The sequence below is a fragment of the Bacillus pumilus genome (assembly GCF_038738535.1).
Classification (GTDB): domain Bacteria; phylum Bacillota; class Bacilli; order Bacillales; family Bacillaceae; genus Bacillus.
In genome coordinates, this window is the sequence record NZ_CP046128.1 from 611,327 (window position 1) to 630,122 (window position 18,796).

The 18,796-nt window shown below is 44.0% G+C and carries 16 protein-coding genes; 12 read left to right on the forward strand and 4 right to left on the reverse strand.

Going from position 1 to position 18,796, the window contains the following annotated elements; genetic code table 11:
- Positions 1 to 12 precede the first annotated feature (12 nt).
- Entirely contained in the window at positions 13 to 858 is an 846-nt protein-coding gene (gene ablB, locus GKC25_RS03045) for a putative beta-lysine N-acetyltransferase (protein WP_187704369.1), read from the forward strand.
- Here the strand turns inward: ablB and GKC25_RS03050 are convergent.
- A complete protein-coding gene (locus GKC25_RS03050) occupies positions 853 to 2,511 on the reverse strand; it encodes a PucR family transcriptional regulator (RefSeq protein ID WP_034664756.1) in 1,659 nt (552 codons plus the stop codon). The genes ablB and GKC25_RS03050 overlap by 6 nt on opposite strands.
- 191 nt (positions 2,512 to 2,702) lie before the next feature.
- Between GKC25_RS03050 and GKC25_RS03055 the strand changes: the two genes are divergently transcribed.
- The 4 genes from GKC25_RS03055 to GKC25_RS03070 are packed head-to-tail and all read left to right on the forward strand — an operon-like array spanning position 2,703 to position 6,687.
- Positions 2,703 to 4,067 (forward strand): aspartate aminotransferase family protein, encoded by a 1,365-nt coding sequence (locus tag GKC25_RS03055; RefSeq protein WP_034664753.1) that lies wholly within the window; start codon positions 2,703 to 2,705, stop codon positions 4,065 to 4,067.
- 12 nt (positions 4,068 to 4,079) lie between these two features.
- Positions 4,080 to 4,766, forward strand: coding sequence for a CoA transferase subunit A (locus GKC25_RS03060; RefSeq protein WP_080869586.1), 687 nt, complete (start codon positions 4,080 to 4,082; stop codon positions 4,764 to 4,766).
- Entirely contained in the window at positions 4,742 to 5,407 is a 666-nt protein-coding gene (locus GKC25_RS03065; protein WP_034664746.1) for a 3-oxoacid CoA-transferase subunit B, read from the forward strand. The genes GKC25_RS03060 and GKC25_RS03065 overlap by 25 nt, the downstream gene beginning before the upstream one ends.
- Positions 5,408 to 5,421: 14 nt before the next feature.
- The gene (locus GKC25_RS03070; protein WP_034664741.1) at positions 5,422 to 6,687 is read left to right on the forward strand and encodes a peptidase; all 1,266 of its coding nucleotides are present in this window, start codon (positions 5,422 to 5,424) and stop codon (positions 6,685 to 6,687) included.
- Positions 6,688 to 6,727: 40 nt separating this feature from the next.
- Here GKC25_RS03070 and GKC25_RS03075 read toward each other — a convergent pair whose 3' ends face one another.
- On the reverse strand, positions 6,728 to 6,949 hold the full coding sequence (locus GKC25_RS03075; RefSeq protein WP_034664737.1) for a YgaP family membrane protein: 222 nt from the start codon (positions 6,947 to 6,949) through the stop codon (positions 6,728 to 6,730).
- 124 nt (positions 6,950 to 7,073) lie between these two features.
- Here GKC25_RS03075 and GKC25_RS03080 point away from each other — a divergent pair, with 124 nt between their 5' ends.
- Positions 7,074 to 8,816, forward strand: a complete 1,743-nt coding sequence (locus tag GKC25_RS03080) for an adenine deaminase C-terminal domain-containing protein (protein ID WP_034664733.1) — start codon at positions 7,074 to 7,076, stop codon at positions 8,814 to 8,816.
- A gap of 551 nt (positions 8,817 to 9,367) precedes the next feature.
- Complete coding sequence (locus GKC25_RS03085) at positions 9,368 to 9,682, forward strand: YerC/YecD family TrpR-related protein (protein WP_003214053.1); 315 nt, start codon at positions 9,368 to 9,370, stop codon at positions 9,680 to 9,682.
- A gap of 238 nt (positions 9,683 to 9,920) precedes the next feature.
- Here GKC25_RS03085 and GKC25_RS03090 read toward each other — a convergent pair whose 3' ends face one another.
- Entirely contained in the window at positions 9,921 to 11,450 is a 1,530-nt protein-coding gene (locus GKC25_RS03090; RefSeq protein WP_376745193.1) for an FMN-binding glutamate synthase family protein, read from the reverse strand.
- 190 nt (positions 11,451 to 11,640) lie between these two features.
- Here GKC25_RS03090 and GKC25_RS03095 point away from each other — a divergent pair, with 190 nt between their 5' ends.
- Positions 11,641 to 11,871 carry a hypothetical protein gene (locus tag GKC25_RS03095; RefSeq protein ID WP_003214314.1) on the forward strand — a complete coding sequence of 77 codons (231 nt, stop codon included), beginning with the start codon at positions 11,641 to 11,643 and terminating at the stop codon, positions 11,869 to 11,871.
- Here the strand turns inward: GKC25_RS03095 and GKC25_RS03100 are convergent.
- A complete protein-coding gene (locus GKC25_RS03100; protein ID WP_187704372.1) occupies positions 11,852 to 12,265 on the reverse strand; it encodes a DUF2283 domain-containing protein in 414 nt (137 codons plus the stop codon). The two genes, GKC25_RS03095 and GKC25_RS03100, sit on opposite strands and share 20 nt — an antisense overlap.
- A 279-nt stretch (positions 12,266 to 12,544) precedes the next feature.
- Between GKC25_RS03100 and GKC25_RS03105 the strand changes: the two genes are divergently transcribed.
- From GKC25_RS03105 to GKC25_RS03120, 4 genes are read left to right on the forward strand one after another with little or no spacing between them, the layout of a single operon-like run.
- Complete coding sequence (locus tag GKC25_RS03105; RefSeq protein ID WP_187704373.1) at positions 12,545 to 13,237, forward strand: heptaprenylglyceryl phosphate synthase; 693 nt, start codon at positions 12,545 to 12,547, stop codon at positions 13,235 to 13,237.
- Between the two features lie 57 nt (positions 13,238 to 13,294).
- On the forward strand, positions 13,295 to 15,517 hold the full coding sequence (pcrA, locus tag GKC25_RS03110; RefSeq protein WP_034664720.1) for a DNA helicase PcrA: 2,223 nt from the start codon (positions 13,295 to 13,297) through the stop codon (positions 15,515 to 15,517).
- A 44-nt stretch (positions 15,518 to 15,561) separates the two neighbouring features.
- Positions 15,562 to 17,568 (forward strand): NAD-dependent DNA ligase LigA, encoded by a 2,007-nt coding sequence (ligA, locus tag GKC25_RS03115; protein ID WP_034664717.1) that lies wholly within the window; start codon positions 15,562 to 15,564, stop codon positions 17,566 to 17,568.
- Positions 17,569 to 17,583: 15 nt separating this feature from the next.
- On the forward strand, positions 17,584 to 18,771 hold the full coding sequence (locus GKC25_RS03120) for a CamS family sex pheromone protein (protein WP_034664713.1): 1,188 nt from the start codon (positions 17,584 to 17,586) through the stop codon (positions 18,769 to 18,771).
- The last annotated feature ends 25 nt before the right edge of the window (positions 18,772 to 18,796 follow it).

Genomic DNA, 18,796 nt, shown 5'->3' on the forward strand with positions numbered 1-18,796 from the left:
AGGAATGAGTGTATGGTGCAATTGAAGAAACTTGCAAACGAGCGTTTTTCTGCCTTGATCTGTATTGATTCATTTAATGAGCGAATCCGTTTAGATGATTATAGCGGCAGGGTGCGGGATGTCATTCAGTCAGTTCTTCAGGAAGCGGCGGACTGCAAGGCTTCTAAGGTCATTGTGAAAGTAAGACGTGAGCATGTACCTCTTTTTTTAGAAAAAGGCTTTCGGCTTGAAGGCGTGTTTTCTCATTATTTTCTTGGAAGTGATGCGTACGGCATGTCGCTTTTTCTCACTGAGGATCGAATGAACAGTTCGTATTGGCTGGAGGAAGATGAGATCGTCGCATCCATTCAAGCGAAAGAGATCAAAAAAGACCAAGGCACATGGCAGGATGAGTATGTGTTGAGGAAAGCCGATCCGAAGGATATTCACAAGCTGGCAAAGCTCTATGATACGGTCTTTGAAACGTATCCCACGCCAATGAACGAGCCAGATTATATCCAAAAGGTAATGGAGGAAGGGACTGTCTTTTATGCCGTTGAACATGACGGACACATTGTGAGTGCGGCATCCGCTGAAATCAATGCGCCGTATGGCCATGCGGAATTAACAGATTGTGCGACCCTTCCATCATACAGAAAACTAGGATTCATGTATCATTTGATTCTAGCACTTGAAAAAGAACTCCAGTCGATGCATATCTATGTCTTTTATTCTCTTGCACGTGCACTGTCCTATGGAATGAATCAAGTGTTTTATCAGCTTGGTTATACGTATACCGGGCGCTTCCAAAACAACTGCTATATTTTTGACAAAATTGAAGATATGAATCTATGGGTCAAAACGCCGAATGAATCATGAAATGGTTCTCATCTGATCTAGCAGACCAGATAGACGGTACGCCATGATACTGAGCTGCAGCTTCATCCGATCATCAGTGGATTTGAGGCTGCAGCCTGTTCTCGTTTCAATTTGTTTCAGCCGGTAGCTTAATGTATGTCTATGAATAAACAATTCTCCCGCAGATTTTTGAATATTTTCATTGTGTGCCAAATACACTTCGAGTGTATGGATCAGGTCAGCCCCTTGTTTTTTCGTATAAAGCAAAGGACTTAACAGCTCCACATAAAAATCATGCAAATTCATACCTGCTTCATTCATTTCAAGAAGCATGCCATATAAGCCGAGCTTTTGATAATGAATGATGCTTTCGTCTGTTTTTAAAAGCGGAAGGAGCCTTGCTGCATACTGCGCTTCCTTCGCACTTTTTGCAAAGAGACTGATCTGGTCATAGGCTCTCCCGATGCCAATTACAATCGGATGGACGGGAAAAAAATACGACCAAGTGCTCCGGCACTCCTCTGCTGCGCGATACCACTCTGCTTCTTGAAACGCTTTTTTTCCTGCGGGTGTCAGGACAAAAATGGAATCGAGCCTTGCCTTTAGTAAAAAGGGAATATGTCTGCGTTCAAATATCGACGTGAGTAATTGAGAGAGGCGCTGCATCATTTGATGATCGAGCTGTGTGTGCTGATGCTGAAATTGAAAGTAGATAACCACCTGCTCCTCGCTCATATCATATTGCAGCTTTGTTGCTTGTTCGACCACGTAGCTTTCTTCTGTATATTGCTGCTGCAAAATATCATCTAACAAATGTCCCTGCATTTGGTTTTCTGTATCTTGAATGGCCTTTTGCTTCAGCCATTCAATCGCATACACTGCCCCGGCATGCTCGATGGCAATCGCGTCGAGATGATGCCACGTATCCTTTTTCTTTAAAGACACAATAAACCCGAAAATATCACCCATCGCAATCACCGGACATGCGGCGAGGACAAACGCTCCGCACGTGTCATAGACGAGCCGGCCTTTCTCCTCTGCCTGCTTAAGAAGGGGCATGGTTTCAATTGGTTCACGATCTGTCAGAAAGCCAAAGGCAGGAGAGTACGTCACTTCATCTTTGATGAGATGAGCCGCTGTTTGATGTAAAAAGACATCAAGCACGACAATGTTCGCTGCAGTGAGATGTGCCAGTTCATCTGTAATTTGCGTCACATTTTTATTCCTTACATTTAATTGGGTCAGTCTTTGATGAATCGCTGATGAATATTTAAGCTGATGGAGCTGACTGCTCACGATTTGTTCTAGGACGGCTTTTGTAATGTCTGAGAAATTGATGTGCGGCGGAATTTCGATGAGCGGAATGCCGCTATTTTTCGCCGCTTGAATGAGTGATGTTGGAATTTCCGTTAAGTATACGCCTTTATAAATGGCAATGGCTGAAAGCCTGTGAGATTGAATCAATTCCTCAAGCCGGGCGCGTCTTTCTTGATTGTCTGCAAGTCCAAAGCCTGTTGTGACGAGTAATTCCCCTTCGGAAAGCCTCGAGGTGTCCTCGATAATTTCCACGATGGTCACCCACTGTATGAGGCGGTCCAGTCCATTTTCTCCAGCAAGCAGCTTTGTTCCCTTCATGATATCGAGCGAGAGTGCATCTTTGACGAGAATCGCCATAGACTCATGACCTCCTTTTGAACACTCTTATACACGATGTATAAAAAATGCGTGTGAAATTCGGGCATGTGGCGAATGGAGGATGACTGCCCTCTTGATTAAGCTAATCTTATAACAAGTATACAAAATTTTCTTGCGATTCATGAAAAAAGAAAGATGCAGCTGCTGACAAGAGAGGGAGGAATGGCAAAGTGGAGACCCGGGATTACTTAATCAAACCGATGTTGAATCAGCATTATCCTGTGGCTGTGAAAGGAGAGGGGATTTATTTATATGATCGGGACGGAAAAAAATATATAGATGGCTCATCGGGGGCTGTCACGGCAAGTATTGGACATGGCATACGTGAGATCATTGATGCCATGACAGAGCAAGCGAAAAAAGTGAGCTTTACGTACAGATCGCAATTCACAAATGAACCAGCAGAAGAACTTGCCTATGAATTGAGTACGCTTTGCCCAGGTAACCTGAACTGGTCTTTTTTTGTCGGAAGCGGATCAGAGGCAACGGAAACGGCTATGAAAATTGCTATTCAGCATTGGCAGGAGCAGGGGAAGGCTGAGAAAAATCACATTATCTCAAGATGGATGAGTTATCACGGCATCACACTCGGTGCGCTGTCGATGTCAGGACATATTGCAAGGAGAGAGCGCTTTGAACCATTGCTCGAAAAGCACCCGGTGCTGTCTCCGCCATATAGCTATCGTTCATGGCTGCCAAAGGAAGAGGTCAAGCAGGTCGAATGGTATGTCCAGGAATTTAAAACCGTCATTCAGCGTATAGGAAAAGAGAGGATTGCCGCTTTTATTGCAGAGCCGATTGTTGGAGCATCGGGAGCGGCGCTTGTACCGCCAGACGGATATTTTGAAGCGATGAAGCGTGTCTGTGAGGAAAACGATATTTTAATGATTGCAGACGAAGTCATGACAGGCTTTGGACGAACTGGGAAAATGTTTGCGATGGAACATTGGGGCGTCGTACCAGATATTATGGTTCTCGGCAAAGGCATGAGTGCCGGCTATTCACAGATTGCGGCAGCGGTCTCAGCGGATCATGTTATCGCACCGATTCTGAGCGGTTCAGGTTCTGTGATGGCAGGTCACACCTATAGCGGCAATCCGCTTTCAGCAGCCGTCTCACTAGCCGTCATTCGATATATGAAAAAACATCAGCTTCCTGAACGAGCTGATCTGTCTGGCCGATATTTAATGAATGCTTTAAAGGATTTGCAAACAAACCATTTCATCATAGGAGATGTGAGAGGAAAGGGACTGCTCATTGGCATTGAGTTTGTCGCAGACCGCTTATCGAAAACACCATTTCCTGCCCATGCTCAAATGACGCATTTAGTCGTTGAGACGGCCAAGCAAAATGGATTGCTTGTTTATCCGGCAAGCGCTGGAGAAGATGGAGTGGGAGGTGCAGCGGTCATGATTGCACCGCCGCTTTCCATCACGCAGCAGGAGATGGATGAACTCATTCAATTATTTGAGCAGACAATCATGCAGGTCGAACAAGAAGTCATCAATCGAGGGTTTTTCCCATCTGCGATGTAGGGAGGAAAGATGATGAACAAAACAGTGAATGTAGATGAAGTGATCACGCATTTTAGGGACGGCATGACCATCATGTTTGGCGGGTTTGGCGGCGTAGGGTCTCCGCCATCATTGATCGACACCATCCTAGAAGCCAATATCAAAGATCTGACATTGATCGGAAACGATGCAGGCTTCCCACAAATCGGTGTTGGCCGGCTGATCACAGAAGGAAGAGTCAAGAAGATCATTGCTTCTCATATTGGCTCAAATCCAATAGCCGGACAGAAAATGCAGGCAGGTACACTAGACGTTCATTTTTACCCGCAAGGCATTCTAGCAGAAAAAATTCGAGCAGGCGGGATGGGCTTGGCAGGCATTGTGACAGATGTCGGCATGGATAGCCTCAATCTCGATGAGAAGCAGCTCGTGCCGTTAAACGGAAAGACATATATCCTTGAGCCTGCGCTGACAGCGGATATTGCCATTGTGAATGCCCTCAAAGCAGACGAAGCAGGAAATCTGATATTTGATAAAAGTGCACGGAATACAAACCCGATTGTGGCGATGGCAGGAGACTGGACCATTGCGGAAGTGGAAGAGATTGTGCCTGTGGGCAGTCTTCATCCAGAAGAAATCGTGACACCAGGCGTATTTGTGAACCAGATCGTGCAATCAAAAGGAGTGAACTGGACATGGGCATGGGAGACATCGATTTAAGACACCGCATAGCCAAACGCGCGGCGCAGGAAATTGAAGATGGTATGATCGTCAATCTAGGGATCGGCATCCCGACACTTGCAGCTGAATACATCCCAGCGCATTACAGCGTGTGGCTGCATGCAGAAAACGGCATTATGGGGGCAGGAGCCTCACCAGCACAAGGAGAAGAAGATCCGAATTTGTGCAATGCAGGCGGTTTTCCCATTACATTAACAAAAGGCGGTTCATACATGGACAGCACGACAGCTTTTGGCATCATTCGGAAAGGTATGCTGGATATGACCATTTTAGGTGCACTTGAAGTAAGCAGTCAGGGTAATCTTGCGAATTGGATTGTGCCGGGCAAACGAGTACCGGGGATGGGCGGAGCGATTGAGCTTGCGCAAAAGGCGAAAAAGGTTGTGGTGGTGATGAGCCACCTTGATAAACACGGTGAGTCAAAGGTGAAATCTGCCTGTACACTGCCCTTAACCGCTAAGTCTTGTGTGGATCTGATTATTACGGATATGGCAGTCATTGAGGTCAAATCACAGCTGCTCATTCTACGTGAAGTCATGCCGCCGTTTCAGCCGGAAGATGTCATAAGGGCGACAGACGCCCCATTAATTTTAGCGCCCGATGTCAAATCTGTTGTGTAGAAAGGATGACTGACTTGCAGCCAATTACACGTATCAGAAGCTGGATGAGAGAGCACCAAGATGAAGCGATTGCGCTTCTTCAGCAAATGGTGCAATGTGAAAGCACCCAAGGGAATGAACAAGATGTGCAGCAAATCGTAGCAAATAAGCTTTCCGCAATTGGTTTTGATGTAGATGTATGGGACATTGGCGGAGAAGACCTGCTGGAACATCCGTATTTCTATTCCCCGAGGCGTTCCTTTAAAGGAAGTCCCAATGTCGCCGGACGATTGAAGGGGAAAGGCGGCGGCAAATCCATTTTATTAAATGGGCACGTGGATGTTGTTCCAGCAGGAGATACGAAACAATGGACATATCCGCCCTACAGCGGGCATATCATAAACGGGAGACTTTATGGACGCGGGGCAACAGATATGAAAGGCGGAAATGTTTCTTTACTCTTCGCACTAGAGGCACTGCATGCGCTTCAGATTCCGCTGAAAGGAGATGTTGTGTTTCATAGTGTCGTCGAAGAAGAAAGCGGCGGTGCAGGCACCCTTGCAGCCATACTGAGAGGGTATACAGCAGATGCGGCCATCATTCCAGAACCAAGTCATATGAAAATCTTTCCGATTCAGCAGGGATCTAAGTGGTTCAGACTGTATATTAAAGGAAGGGCAGCTCATGGCGGAACAAGATATCACGGTGTTTCCGCTATTGAAAAGAGTATGATCGTTCTTACGCATATAGCGGCACTTGAAGAAGAACGAAATCAGCGCATCACCGAGCCGTTATTTCAGCATATCCCAATTCCGATCCCCATCAACATGGGGAAAATTCAAGGCGGTGATTGGCCGTCCTCTGTAGCAGATTTGGTCACAATGGAGGGCAGACTTGGTGTGATGCCAGGTGAGACGGTTGAGCAGGCAGAGAAGGAATTAGAAAATTGGATGATGGGACTTGGGGAAAAGGATGAATGGTTCAAAGATCATCCTGTCGAGGTCGAATGGTTTGGGGCAAGATGGCTTCCAGGCTCAATCGATACGGATCATCCACTTTTAGGTCTATTGAAGGAACAATATGAAGCAGTCAAGAAGGAGCCGCCAAAGATCCAAGCCGCTCCTTGGGGAACAGACGGCGGATTACTGTCACAGGCGGCAGGTATTCCGATCATCGTGTTTGGTCCTGGAACAACAGAGCTTGCCCATTTTCCGAATGAATCCATCGACATTGAGCATGTGATTGAAGCAGCAGAAATTATCGCAGGTACGATGGTGGAATGGTGTGAAGCAGCGGAGTGATGAAAGAGGCGGAAAATAATTACAAAAAAAGAAGGCTGTCTCACTCAGCCTTCTCTTTATGTGTGTCCTGCTGCTCACACATATACGTCACTGGACAAAAACGAAGAATGCCAGATGCCAGTTTCATCCCGCCGCACATGATGCTGAAAAGCAGCATTTTACTCCATGGTTTTCTAGCATATAAAGAACCAGCCACAGTACATATTGTCATTCCGCAGGCAATTCGAATGAGCGCTTCCATTAAGCTGAGATTAGGTTTCATTGAAGGTAAATCTCCTTTTTTAAATATTTTAAGTGTGATTTCAAGAAATTGTAACGTTTCATTAATGCGTAACGTGGTTCGTTATGTTACGATAGGGCTAATACAAATGAAGGAGAGTATGTGAATGTCCGAACGTACTTTTAATTGGAGAAACAATGACATCCGCACACAAATCGATGTAGTCGACTCAAAAATAGTTCCAACACTCCTTTTAACGAATGGACTCGTGCTAAACCCGTTTTTAAAACAATGGGTGAAGGCAAATATTTGGATACATGATGATCGAATTGTTTATGTCGGAGCAGAGCTTCCTCAAAATAAATCAGCTAAACGTGTGATTGATTGTGAAGGGAAATACATTGTGCCTGGGTATATAGAGCCTCACGCGCATCCGTTCCATATTTATAATCCCCAATCACTTGCAGAATATGTGTCTCAATTTGGCACAACAACAATGGTCAGTGATAACTTATTTCTTCTTTTGCAGAGCAATGAAAAGAAAGCGCTTTCCACCCTGTGTGAATTAAAACAGCAGCCATTTCAGTATTTCTGGTGGTCTAGATACGATCTTCAGACTGAAGTCAGATATGAAGATGAGATGCTTCCTATCAACTATCGCAAGGAATGGATTGATCATCCTGATGTCCTTCAAGGCGGCGAATTAACAAGCTGGCCAAGATTGATGGACGGTGATGATCTCATTTTATATTGCATGCAAGAAACGAAGAAGCAGAGAAAACGAATTGAAGGGCATTTCCCCGGAGCTTCCGAGAAAACGCTAACAAAAATGAAGCTGTTTGGCGCGGACAGTGATCATGAAGCGATGAATGCGGACGATGTGCTAAAACGCTTGTCCCTTGGCTACCATGTCTCACTTCGTCATTCTTCCATCCGCCCAGATTTAGTGAACATTTTAAGAGAACTGCACGAGCGTGATTTTAGACACTATGATCACTTCTTCTATACAACAGACGGAGCTGCGCCTCATTTTTATGAGGAAGGTATGATTAATCGTTTGATTTCAATTGCCCTTGAAGAAGGCGTGCCTATCATTGATGCGTATAATATGGCGACATTTAACATTGCAAAATACTATCAAATTGATGACCTATTAGGTGTTGTCGGTCCCGGCCGGCTGGCTTCTTTGAATATTTTAGATGATCCGATGAACCCAAATCCTGAAACGGTGATATCTAAAGGGGTTATTCTCAAATTAGATGGCGAGAACCAGCATCAATTTCAAGAAACTAAATGGAAAAATGGCGGGCTTGTTCCATTAGATTTAGGCTATGATCTGACGATGAGTGATTTGCAATTTTCCATGCCGCTAGGTGTCAAAATGAGAAATGCTGTCATCATGGAGCCTTATACAGTGGAGATTGATAACTCGGTGAACCAGCTGTCCTGTGACCATGATCAAAGTTTCTTTAGCCTGATTGACCGAAAAGGCGAGTGGCGTGTGAATACGATGCTTAAAGGTTTTGCAAATAAAGTGCAGGGCTTTGTCAGCTCATTTTCGCTCACGGGTGACATTTTAGTGATTGGGAAAAATAAAGAGGACATGATGCTGGCACATAAGAGAATGAAAGAAATCGGCGGGGGAATCGTCCTCACAGAGAACGGAAAAATTTTGCACGAAATCCCGCTGCAACTATCAGGCTGTGCATCGGCTGAACCGTTTGAGACTGTTCTTCAGCAGATACAAACATTACGCGAGCTGCTCATTGAGCGAGGCTATCCATTTGATTGCCCAATTGATACACTTGTCTTTTTCCAAAGTACACATTTGCCGTATATTCGAGTGACACCAAGAGGAATATTTGATGTCATGAAAAAAACTGTACTCTTTCCGTCTATAATGCGTTAAAATATAACAGAGTGGAGCTGTATCATCTTTGCCACATTTCTGACAGCTGTTATAGGGCAGAAGTGAGCAATGAATCTCTTCTCTGCCATGTAAGTGAATATGCTTATGTGGAGTTGTTGAAGCAGAGGGCTTTGACATGACGAGTGAAATGCCCTAATTGAAAAATGAATCTGTCGGTTACGCTGGCCGACCAACATATTTTGAATAATTGAGCGAGGCGGGGCGCATGTTTGTGGTCTCGCCGAGCTTTCCGCACAACCTGTATTTTAGGGCATACCTAATCAAGCAGAAGTGATCTTGATATCGGAAGCAAACAAGTTTGTCAGATTGTCGAACAAGGAAAATGACAGAACTTGTCGAATTTGTATACGATAAAGAAGCTTCGGCTTACGAAAGAACTGACGGCATTTCCAGCGTAGAACCAAACCTGTCATGATTCGTTCAAAGCTCATTGCTGAGGTTGAAAAAAATTAGTCAGGAAAGATACCGCTTTTCTTCATAGAATGTCGTGCGAAGCGGTGTGCCAATAGTAAAGGAGAAGATGTATAAAGATGCAAATTGATAAATTAAGGGGCAAAAGCTTAGATCAGTTATTCAACTCCATCTTATCCCTTAAAGACCTGGAAGAATGCTATCGATTCTTTGATGATTTGTGTACCATCAATGAAATCCAATCTTTATCACAGCGTCTTGAAGTAGCGCGTATGCTTCGCGAGGGGAACACGTATCATAAAATTGAGACGGAAACAGGTGCGAGCACCGCAACCATCTCACGTGTCAAACGCTGCTTGAACTACGGAAATGATGCCTATACGATGGCACTTGACCGCGTAGCAGAACAGCAGGCAAATGACGAAACAAAATAAAACAGCTTTCACTGTAAACAATCCTTTTCAACAAGAATGGAGTTGTTTACAGTTTTTTTATGGAGAGCACTGAAAAGACAAGCAAGGACTGGCTGAATGAAGCGGGTCCTGTTTTTTATTTTAGCTCGCCTATAACCTCACGCATCCTCCATCTCCTATCATTTGTATAAGTTCTTTATACGCGATTGAGCCAAAATGTCAACGAAAAAAAAGGTGCGAAAACGCACCTTTTCCCAAACTAGACAGATGGATGTGTCCCTGAAAACATCGGCACTTCACTTGTCTGGCCATTTTCTTGTCTGTAGATAATATGTTTTTCATTAAAATGAATGGGAGATTCAATTCCAGCGGCTGCGGATAAGTTAAACAAACCTTCTCTTAGAGAAAGGATATAATTGCAGACTCGGTATTTCTTTTCTTCAATTGATAAACCCTTTTGCAGCTTTGGATCCGTTGTGGCGACCCCGACTGGGCATTTATTCGTGTGGCACACTTGTGCGCGAATGCATCCGACTGAAAACATGAGTCCCCGTGCGATATTTACAAAGTCAGCACCCATGGAAAGGGCAATCGCAATTTTATCAGGTGAGAGAAGTTTGCCGGAAGCAAAGAGTTTTACCTGATCTCTGACACCGTATTCTTTCAATATTTGATGAACCATTGGGAGCGCCGTGAAAATGGGCAGCCCTGCGGAATCTGCCAATTCATGAAAGGATGCGCCAGTGCCGCCTTCTCCGCCATCCACTGTAATGAAATCAGGATGCTTTCCGCTTTTTTTCATATACGCTGCAAGCTCTTCAATGTTTTCTTTATGTCCGACAACAAGCTTGATGCCGACAGGCTTTTCGCCTATACTTCGCAGCTGTTCAATGAAATCAAACATATCAGGAATGGAGTGGAACATCTCAAATCGGTTTGGGCTGTCAATGGATTGATGGGGCGGCAATTTACGGATATTCGCAATTTCTTCGGTGACCTTTTCGCCGTCAATATGACCGCCGCGTGTTTTTGCTCCTTGTGCCAGCTTCAGCTCAAAGGCTTTGACTTCCTCGTGCTCACTTTTTTTCTTAAATTCTTCAAAGGAGAAAGCACCATCCTCTGTTCTCACGCCAAATAGACCGGGCCCAATCTGGCAAATGATATCGGCTCCGCCTTTGAGGTGATATGGGGAAAGCCCGCCTTCACCTGTGTTCATCCACGTACCGCCAGCCATTTTTAATCCAGAGGATAGTGCTGTAATGGCCCTGTCGCCTAAAGATCCGTAGCTCATGGCAGATTGTCCAATCAGGCCTTTTACACGGAAAGGCTTTTGACATGTGTGTTCGCCAATCACTTGTACATCGTCTTGATGGAGATAGTAAGGTTTTGCTTCGACCTCTTTGGTATGTTCACTTCTTCGCAGTAAATTGTCTTGATCAATCTGATACACTTTTGTATGGATTTTTTCAGATTGATCGATCCGTAATTCATCTCGCTGTTTTGGAAACAGGACGTTGCGGATATAATAACCAGGCTTGTCAAAATCACGTTTTGATCCAAAGCCCATCGTCCGGCTTTTGTACTTCCCAGACATGACAGCTTGCTCGTATTCTCTTCTCGAGAAAGGAAGCTCCTCTCGATCATTCAGAAACAAATATTGACGGAGCTCAGGTCCTATTTTTTCAAAAATAAACCGCAGCTTTCCAATGACCGGATAATTTCGCAGGACAGAATGCTCTTCCTGTTTTTCATCTCTCATCCAAATCCAGAGCAATAAAATAATGGGCATGATCAAACAAATAACTAGCAGTGCGGCAATGACAATTAAAGTCGTTGTCACGAAGATCCCCTCTTTTCTCTTTCATTGCTGTTGTTATTCCACTTTTCATTGAAAGAGAAACCACTTCAACAGATTGTGACGTTTAGAAATGAAAAGGCGGGGTAACTTACAAATAAGATCATAAGGGGAGGGAACATACATGAATAAGCGTCCGAATGCGTATGTACTTGCAGGATTAGGGGTTGGTGGTGCTGTGTTATTAGCGGTAAAAAATAAACAGCATCTCAAAAAATGGGCAAGCATGTTCCGCTCAGATGAAAAGATTCCTGAAAAAGCCGGACACCCTGATCCATTAGATATTCAAGACAACAAGATGGTCGATGAAGGGGCCATGACATCCGTCCATTATTTCAATGAAGTGAGACAATAGTTTGGAAAAGCCGTTTTGACCATTCAAAACGGTTTTTTCTTGTCTTTCTTTTGACGTTATATCGAAGAGGATCGACAATCGTAAAACCGATCAGCCCATTGTGATCAGGCGTCGAGAATTGAAATTCAATGCCTGACAAATGATAGGTTGAGAGAACTTCCTGATCCGTAAAACGTAACGAAAGCTCGTCCTCATAAACGGGTGCATGCTTCAGAACCTCTGCTTCTTCTGCAAATAACTCCAGACCAGCCACTCGGCCCTCTTTATCAATATCTGCATTCACACATTCATTTACGTCTAATTCAATGGTTTCTTTGATTGTCCCGATTCCAGGCGGGATGAGATCAATGTATCCGATGTCAATCGTTTGATCATATGTGATGGTTCTTTTCAAATCATTCACCTGCTTATTAGATAGTAAAATGTTCCTTTATTGTATAATATCATGTGATGAGACGAAGCAGCTCGCATTTCAGTTCAGTATTAATATATTTATCTCCCTCAGTCCTCTTGAAGTGGATCTTCACATAGTCTCCATTAGCCTCATCTAGAGTTAAAATTGTCCATTTTCAAAAGAATGAAACTTTTAGCTGAAGGAGGTTACCCATTTTTTGCGGTCACTGATTTTGTTATAATATTTAAATGGAATGAAACGAATGGAGGAACGTTTTTCATGTATGATGTTACCGAGTGGAAGCATGTCTTTAAACTCGATCCAAATAAAGAAATATCCGATGAACAGCTGGAGGCGATTTGTGAATCTGGTACGGATGCCATATTGATTGGCGGCAGTGACAATGTGACAGAGGACAATGTGCTCCAATTGATGTCAAAGGTCCGCCGATTTCTTGTGCCATGTGTGCTCGAAATCTCAACACATGAAATGATTGTGCCGGGCTTCGATCTGTATTTCATCCCGACCGTCTTAAACAGCTCTCATCCTGATTGGATTGTTGGGCTTCATAAGGACGCGATGAAGGAATTCGGTGATTTGATGTCAATGGAAGAGATCGTGCCTGAAGGCTATATTATTTTAAATGAAGAGTGTAAAGCGGCCAAGCTCACAGAGGCAAATACAGCGCTGGACATCGATGACGTAAGGGCATATGCAAGAGTGGCAGAGCATTTGATGAAGCTGCCCATTTTTTATCTAGAATACAGCGGAACGCTTGGAGATATAGAGCTTGTGAAAGAAACAAAAGCAGTGCTTCATGAAACGGTCCTTTTTTATGGCGGGGGCATTGAAAACGCGAAGCAGGCAGAAGACTTTGCGCAGTATGCAGACGTGGTTGTTGTAGGAAACGTCATTTATGACAATTTCAAAGAAGCATTAAAGACAGTGGGCGCAGTCAAAAAGTCATCATAGTCAAACAAGACGAAACGGGTTAAAATAGAACATAAGTTCGAATTGGCGGTGAATGGAATGAATGAAATATCGAATCATCTATTAGAAGGGCTGAATGACGCGCAGAAAGAAGCGGTCAAAGCAACAGATGGACCTTTATTATTGATGGCAGGAGCAGGAAGCGGAAAGACACGGGTGCTCACACATCGAATTGCCTACTTAATGGCCGAAAAGCATGTGGCTCCGTGGAACATTTTAGCGATTACGTTTACAAATAAGGCAGCACGTGAAATGCGTGAGCGTGTCCAGGCCATTTTAGGGCCTGGTGCGGATGACATTTGGATCTCTACGTTCCACAGCATGTGTGTGCGCATTTTACGACGCGATATTGACCGTATTGGTGTGAATCGCAACTTCTCTATATTAGACACATCTGATCAACTTTCAGTAATTAAAAACATTTTAAAAGAACGAAATATCGATCCTAAAAAGTTCGATCCACGCAGCATTTTAGGATCAATCAGCAGTGCAAAAAACGAACTCATTGACGCAGAGGAATATGCCAAAACAGCCGGTGATTTCTATGATCAAGTGGTCAGCGACGTCTATACAGATTATCAAAAACGATTACTCAAAAACCAGTCACTCGATTTTGATGATCTTATTATGATGACGATTCGTCTGTTTGAACGGATCCCTGAAGTATTAGAACACTATCAGCGGAAATTCCAATACATTCATGTCGATGAGTATCAGGATACGAACAGAGCACAGTACATGCTTGTGAAACTGCTCGCTCAGCGTTTTCAAAATATATGTGTGGTGGGTGACTCGGATCAGTCCATTTACCGCTGGCGCGGAGCGGATATTACAAACATTCTCTCCTTTGAAAAAGATTATCCGTCCAGTGAAGTGATTCTGCTTGAGCAAAATTACAGATCGACTAAACGTATTCTGCATGCCGCAAATACAGTCATCCAAAACAATGCGAACCGTAAGCCGAAAAATCTTTGGACAGAAAATGATGAAGGAGCGAAGATAGCCTATTACCGTGCAGATAATGAATTCGGTGAAGGTCAATTTGTTGCTGGAAAGATTCATCAGCTTCATCAGAGCGGTAAGCGTAAATTATCCGATTTTGCGATTCTTTATCGAACCAATGCCCAGTCTCGTGTCATAGAGGAAACATTATTGAAGTCAAACATTCAATACAACATTGTCGGCGGCACGAAGTTCTATGACAGAAAAGAGATCAAGGACATTTTGGCTTACTTACGCCTAGTAGCTAACCCAGATGACGACATTAGCTTTGCACGTATTGTCAACGTACCAAAGCGTGGAATCGGTGCGACATCTGTTGATAAAATCGCAGCATATGCGGAGATGAATGACCTGTCTATGTTTGAAGCGCTTGGTCAGGTAGATTTCATTGGACTCAGTGCAAGGGCAGCCAATGCGCTTGATGAGTTCAAACAGCTCATTGATCAAATGACGAACATGCAGGATTATTTATCTGTCACAGAATTAACAGAAGAAATCCTAGAGAAAACCGGCTATCGTGAAGCACTGAAGGTTGAAAAAACGATTGAAGCACAAAGCCGTTTAGAAAATATTGACGAGTTTCTCTCCGTCACTAAGAACTTTGAAGAACAAAATGAAGACAAGTCTCTCGTGACTTTCCTGACAGATCTCGCCCTCGTCGCAGACATTGATAAGCTGGATGAGAATGAGGAAGAAGATCAGGATGCCGTCATCTTAATGACTCTTCATGCTGCAAAAGGTCTAGAATTCCCTGTTGTTTTCTTAATGGGCATGGAGGAAGGTGTTTTCCCGCACAGCCGTTCATTAATGGAAGATGCAGAGATGGAAGAAGAGCGCCGCCTTGCCTATGTAGGCATCACACGGGCGGAAGAAGAGCTTTATTTATCAAGTGCCAAGATGAGAACACTCTTCGGCCGGACAAACATGAACCTTGAATCAAGATTCATTCGAGAAATACCAGCCGATTTATTGGACAACCTAAATGAGAAAAAAGAAAAGAAAACACCATTTAGCCAAACAAGAGAAAGACCGCAAAGACGGGGACCTGTCTCACGTCCGCAAACTCAAACCATTCAAAACACAGGCGGCGGAAGTATTGGCTGGGCTGTGGGCGATAAAGCGGCACATAAAAAATGGGGCGTTGGAACGGTTGTGAGTGTAAAAGGCAGTGGAGACAGCACAGAGCTTGATATTGCCTTCCCAAGCCCTACAGGCATTAAGCGTCTTCTCGCAGCATTTGCGCCAATTGAGAAGCAATAAACCGATAGCACTTATAAAACGGATGAATTGAAAGGAAGAAGCAGATGGATAAAGAAGCAGCGAAACGCCGGATCGAGGAACTGCACCAGATTTTGAACCAATACAACTACGAATATCATACACTTGATCGTCCAAGTGTTCCTGACGCTGAATATGATGCGCGGATGCGTGAGCTGATCTCTTTAGAGGAAGAGCACCCTGATTTAAAAGCAGCGGACTCCCCCTCACAAAGAGTAGGAGGCGCTGTGTTAGACGCCTTCCAAAAAGTGCGTCACGGCACACCGATGCTCAGCCTCGGGAATGCGTTTAATGAACAGGACCTTCTTGATTTTGACCGCCGGGTTCGTCAAGCAGTTGGTGACGATGTCGCATACAATGTCGAGCTGAAAATTGACGGACTCGCTGTTTCTCTCCGTTATGAAAACGGTGTGTTTGTCCGAGGTGCCACGCGTGGAGATGGGACAACGGGTGAGGATATTACTGAAAACCTCAAAACCATTCGTTCCATCCCGCTCAAAATCAAACGTCCTCTGTCGATTGAAGTGAGAGGCGAGGCATTTATGCCAAAACCTTCTTTTGAAGCATTAAACGAAAAAAGATTACAAAACGAAGAAGAGCCGTTTGCGAACCCGCGTAATGCGGCTGCAGGCTCGCTTCGTCAGCTTGATACGAAAATTGCGGCGAAACGAAACCTTGATATCTTCGTCTACAGTATAGCGGAGCTTGATGAAATCGGTGTTGAATCGCAAAGCGAGGGACTTGATCTTCTCGACGAACTTGGCTTTAAAACGAACAAAGAAAGACGGATGTGCCACACGATTGAAGAAGTGATCGACCTCATTGAAACATTGAAAACGAAGCGTGCCGATTTTTCATATGAAATCGATGGAATTGTCATCAAAGTCGATTCGTTAGCTCAGCAGGAAGAGCTCGGCTTTACAGCAAAAAGTCCCCGCTGGGCGGTTGCGTACAAGTTTCCGGCTGAAGAGGTCGTGACAAAGCTGCTTGATATTGAACTAAGTGTAGGGCGTACAGGCGTCATCACACCAACGGCGATTCTTGAACCTGTCAAAGTAGCAGGGACGACAGTGCAGCGTGCTTCTCTTCATAATGAAGATTTGATCAAAGAAAAGGATATTCGCCTTTTTGATCAAGTGATTGTGAAAAAAGCGGGCGATATTATTCCGGAAGTCGCAGGCGTACTGATCGATCAGCGTACAGGAGAAGAAAAGCCGTTTCACATGCCGACTGAATGCCCAGAGTGTCATAGTGAGCTGGTGAGAATTGAAGGCGAAGTGGCTTTGCGTTGCATCAATCCAGAATGCCCTGCTCAAATACGTGAGGGACTCATTCACTTTGTTTCCCGTAATGCAATGAACATTGATGGGCTTGGCGAGCGGGTCATTACACAGCTTTTCCAAGAACAGCTTGTCTCTCGTGTGTCCGATCTTTACCGATTAACGAAAGAAGAGCTCATTCAGCTTGAGCGAATGGGCGAAAAATCTGTCGACAATTTACTGCGTTCGATTGAGCAATCGAAAGAAAACTCTCTAGAGCGTTTACTATTTGGACTCGGTATACGATTTATTGGCTCTAAAGCGGCAAAGACCTTGGCGATGCATTTCGGCGACATCGATCAATTAAAGCAAGCGACGAAAGAACAATTACTCGAAGTCGATGAAATCGGTGAAAAAATGGCTGATGCCGTCGTCACGTACTTTGAGAAAGAAGAAATACTCAACCTGCTAAATGAACTAAAAGAGCTAGGGGTCAATATGACCTATACAGGGCCAAAGCCGGTGAAGGCAGAAGAAAGTGATTCCTATTTTGCAGGCAAAACCATTGTGCTGACAGGGAAATTAGAAGAAATGGCCCGAAACGATGCAAAAGCAGCGATCGAAGCATTAGGCGGCAAGCTGGCAGGTAGTGTGAGTAAAAAAACAGATTTAGTCATTGCCGGAGAAGCAGCGGGAAGTAAGCTGACAAAGGCAGAAGAACTCAATATTGAAATTTGGGACGAAGCTAAAATGCTCGAGGAGCTAAAGAAATAAGAGGAGTGTTTTCTATTGAAAAAGTTGTTATTGCTGCTGACAATGCTCACACTGGTATTGTCAGCGTGTGCACCTTTTGGGGGAAAGGAAGAAGAAGAGGTCACACAAAAAACGGATGAAACGAAGGAAACAGCCATCATCCCGATGTACAATATCTCTGACTCCTATTACAAAATGGTGCTGCCGTTTAAACAAGGGGCTGCGCGAGGATTAACAGCAGAGCGTCTCAACACACGCCTGGACATCGATGAATTTGAAACAGGACTTATGCGCCTTGCAACAGAGTCATTTAATACAAACGACTATCTTTTCCAAGAAGGACAGCATTTAGATGAGGACACCGTTCTCAACTGGCTGGCGCGCAAAAAAACAGGCAGTGATCTGAAAAAGGCAGAAAAAGAAGATAAAGACTTTAAGAATCTCGGCTTAAACCCAGCTCTTCCAAGCTCAGGTTCAACAAAGTCTAAAAATGAAAATAGTCCAATTTACTTAGCTTCGATGCTAGAACATAATTACTTAATTCGAAAAGATAAAAACAGCTTACAGCTTGGCGGAGTTGTCATTGGTCTTGCACTGAACTCTGTTTATTATTACCGTGAAAATATCGGTGATCCGCAGCAAGAAGTGACGATCGATTCATCGAAAAATTCAAAGAAACTATTGTCGGAAGGCGAAAAAATTGCTGAACAAGTGATCAAACGAATTCGTCAAATGGATGGGCTGCAAAAAGTGCCTGTCATGATTGCCCTTTATAAGCAAGCACCAAAATCATCTATCGTTCCAGGAAACTTTATCGCCAAAACGGATGTGAAAGCAGGCTCAGCTGATATCGGTAATTGGGATACGATCAAAGAGGAGAATGTCTTCTTCCCTTCAGATAATGCGAAAGGCAACTACAAAGATGATTCCGAGCGATTTGACCGCTTCAAAACAAAAGTCGAAGACTACTTCCCGAATTATACTGGTGTCGTAGGAAAAGGCTTTTACAAAAATGGCAACCTGCAAAAAATGAAAGTCGAAATTCCAATGCAGTTCTACGGAAAAACGGAAGTTGTAGCCTTCACGCAATATTTAACAGGTGAAGTCATGGATTACTATAAGAGTACCAATATCGAAATTAACATCACATCTTCTGATCAACAAGAAGCCCTGATCACGAAAAATGCTGAAGACAAAGAACCAACTGTTCATATATATGACTAAATAAAAACCGCCTTTTGGCGGTTTT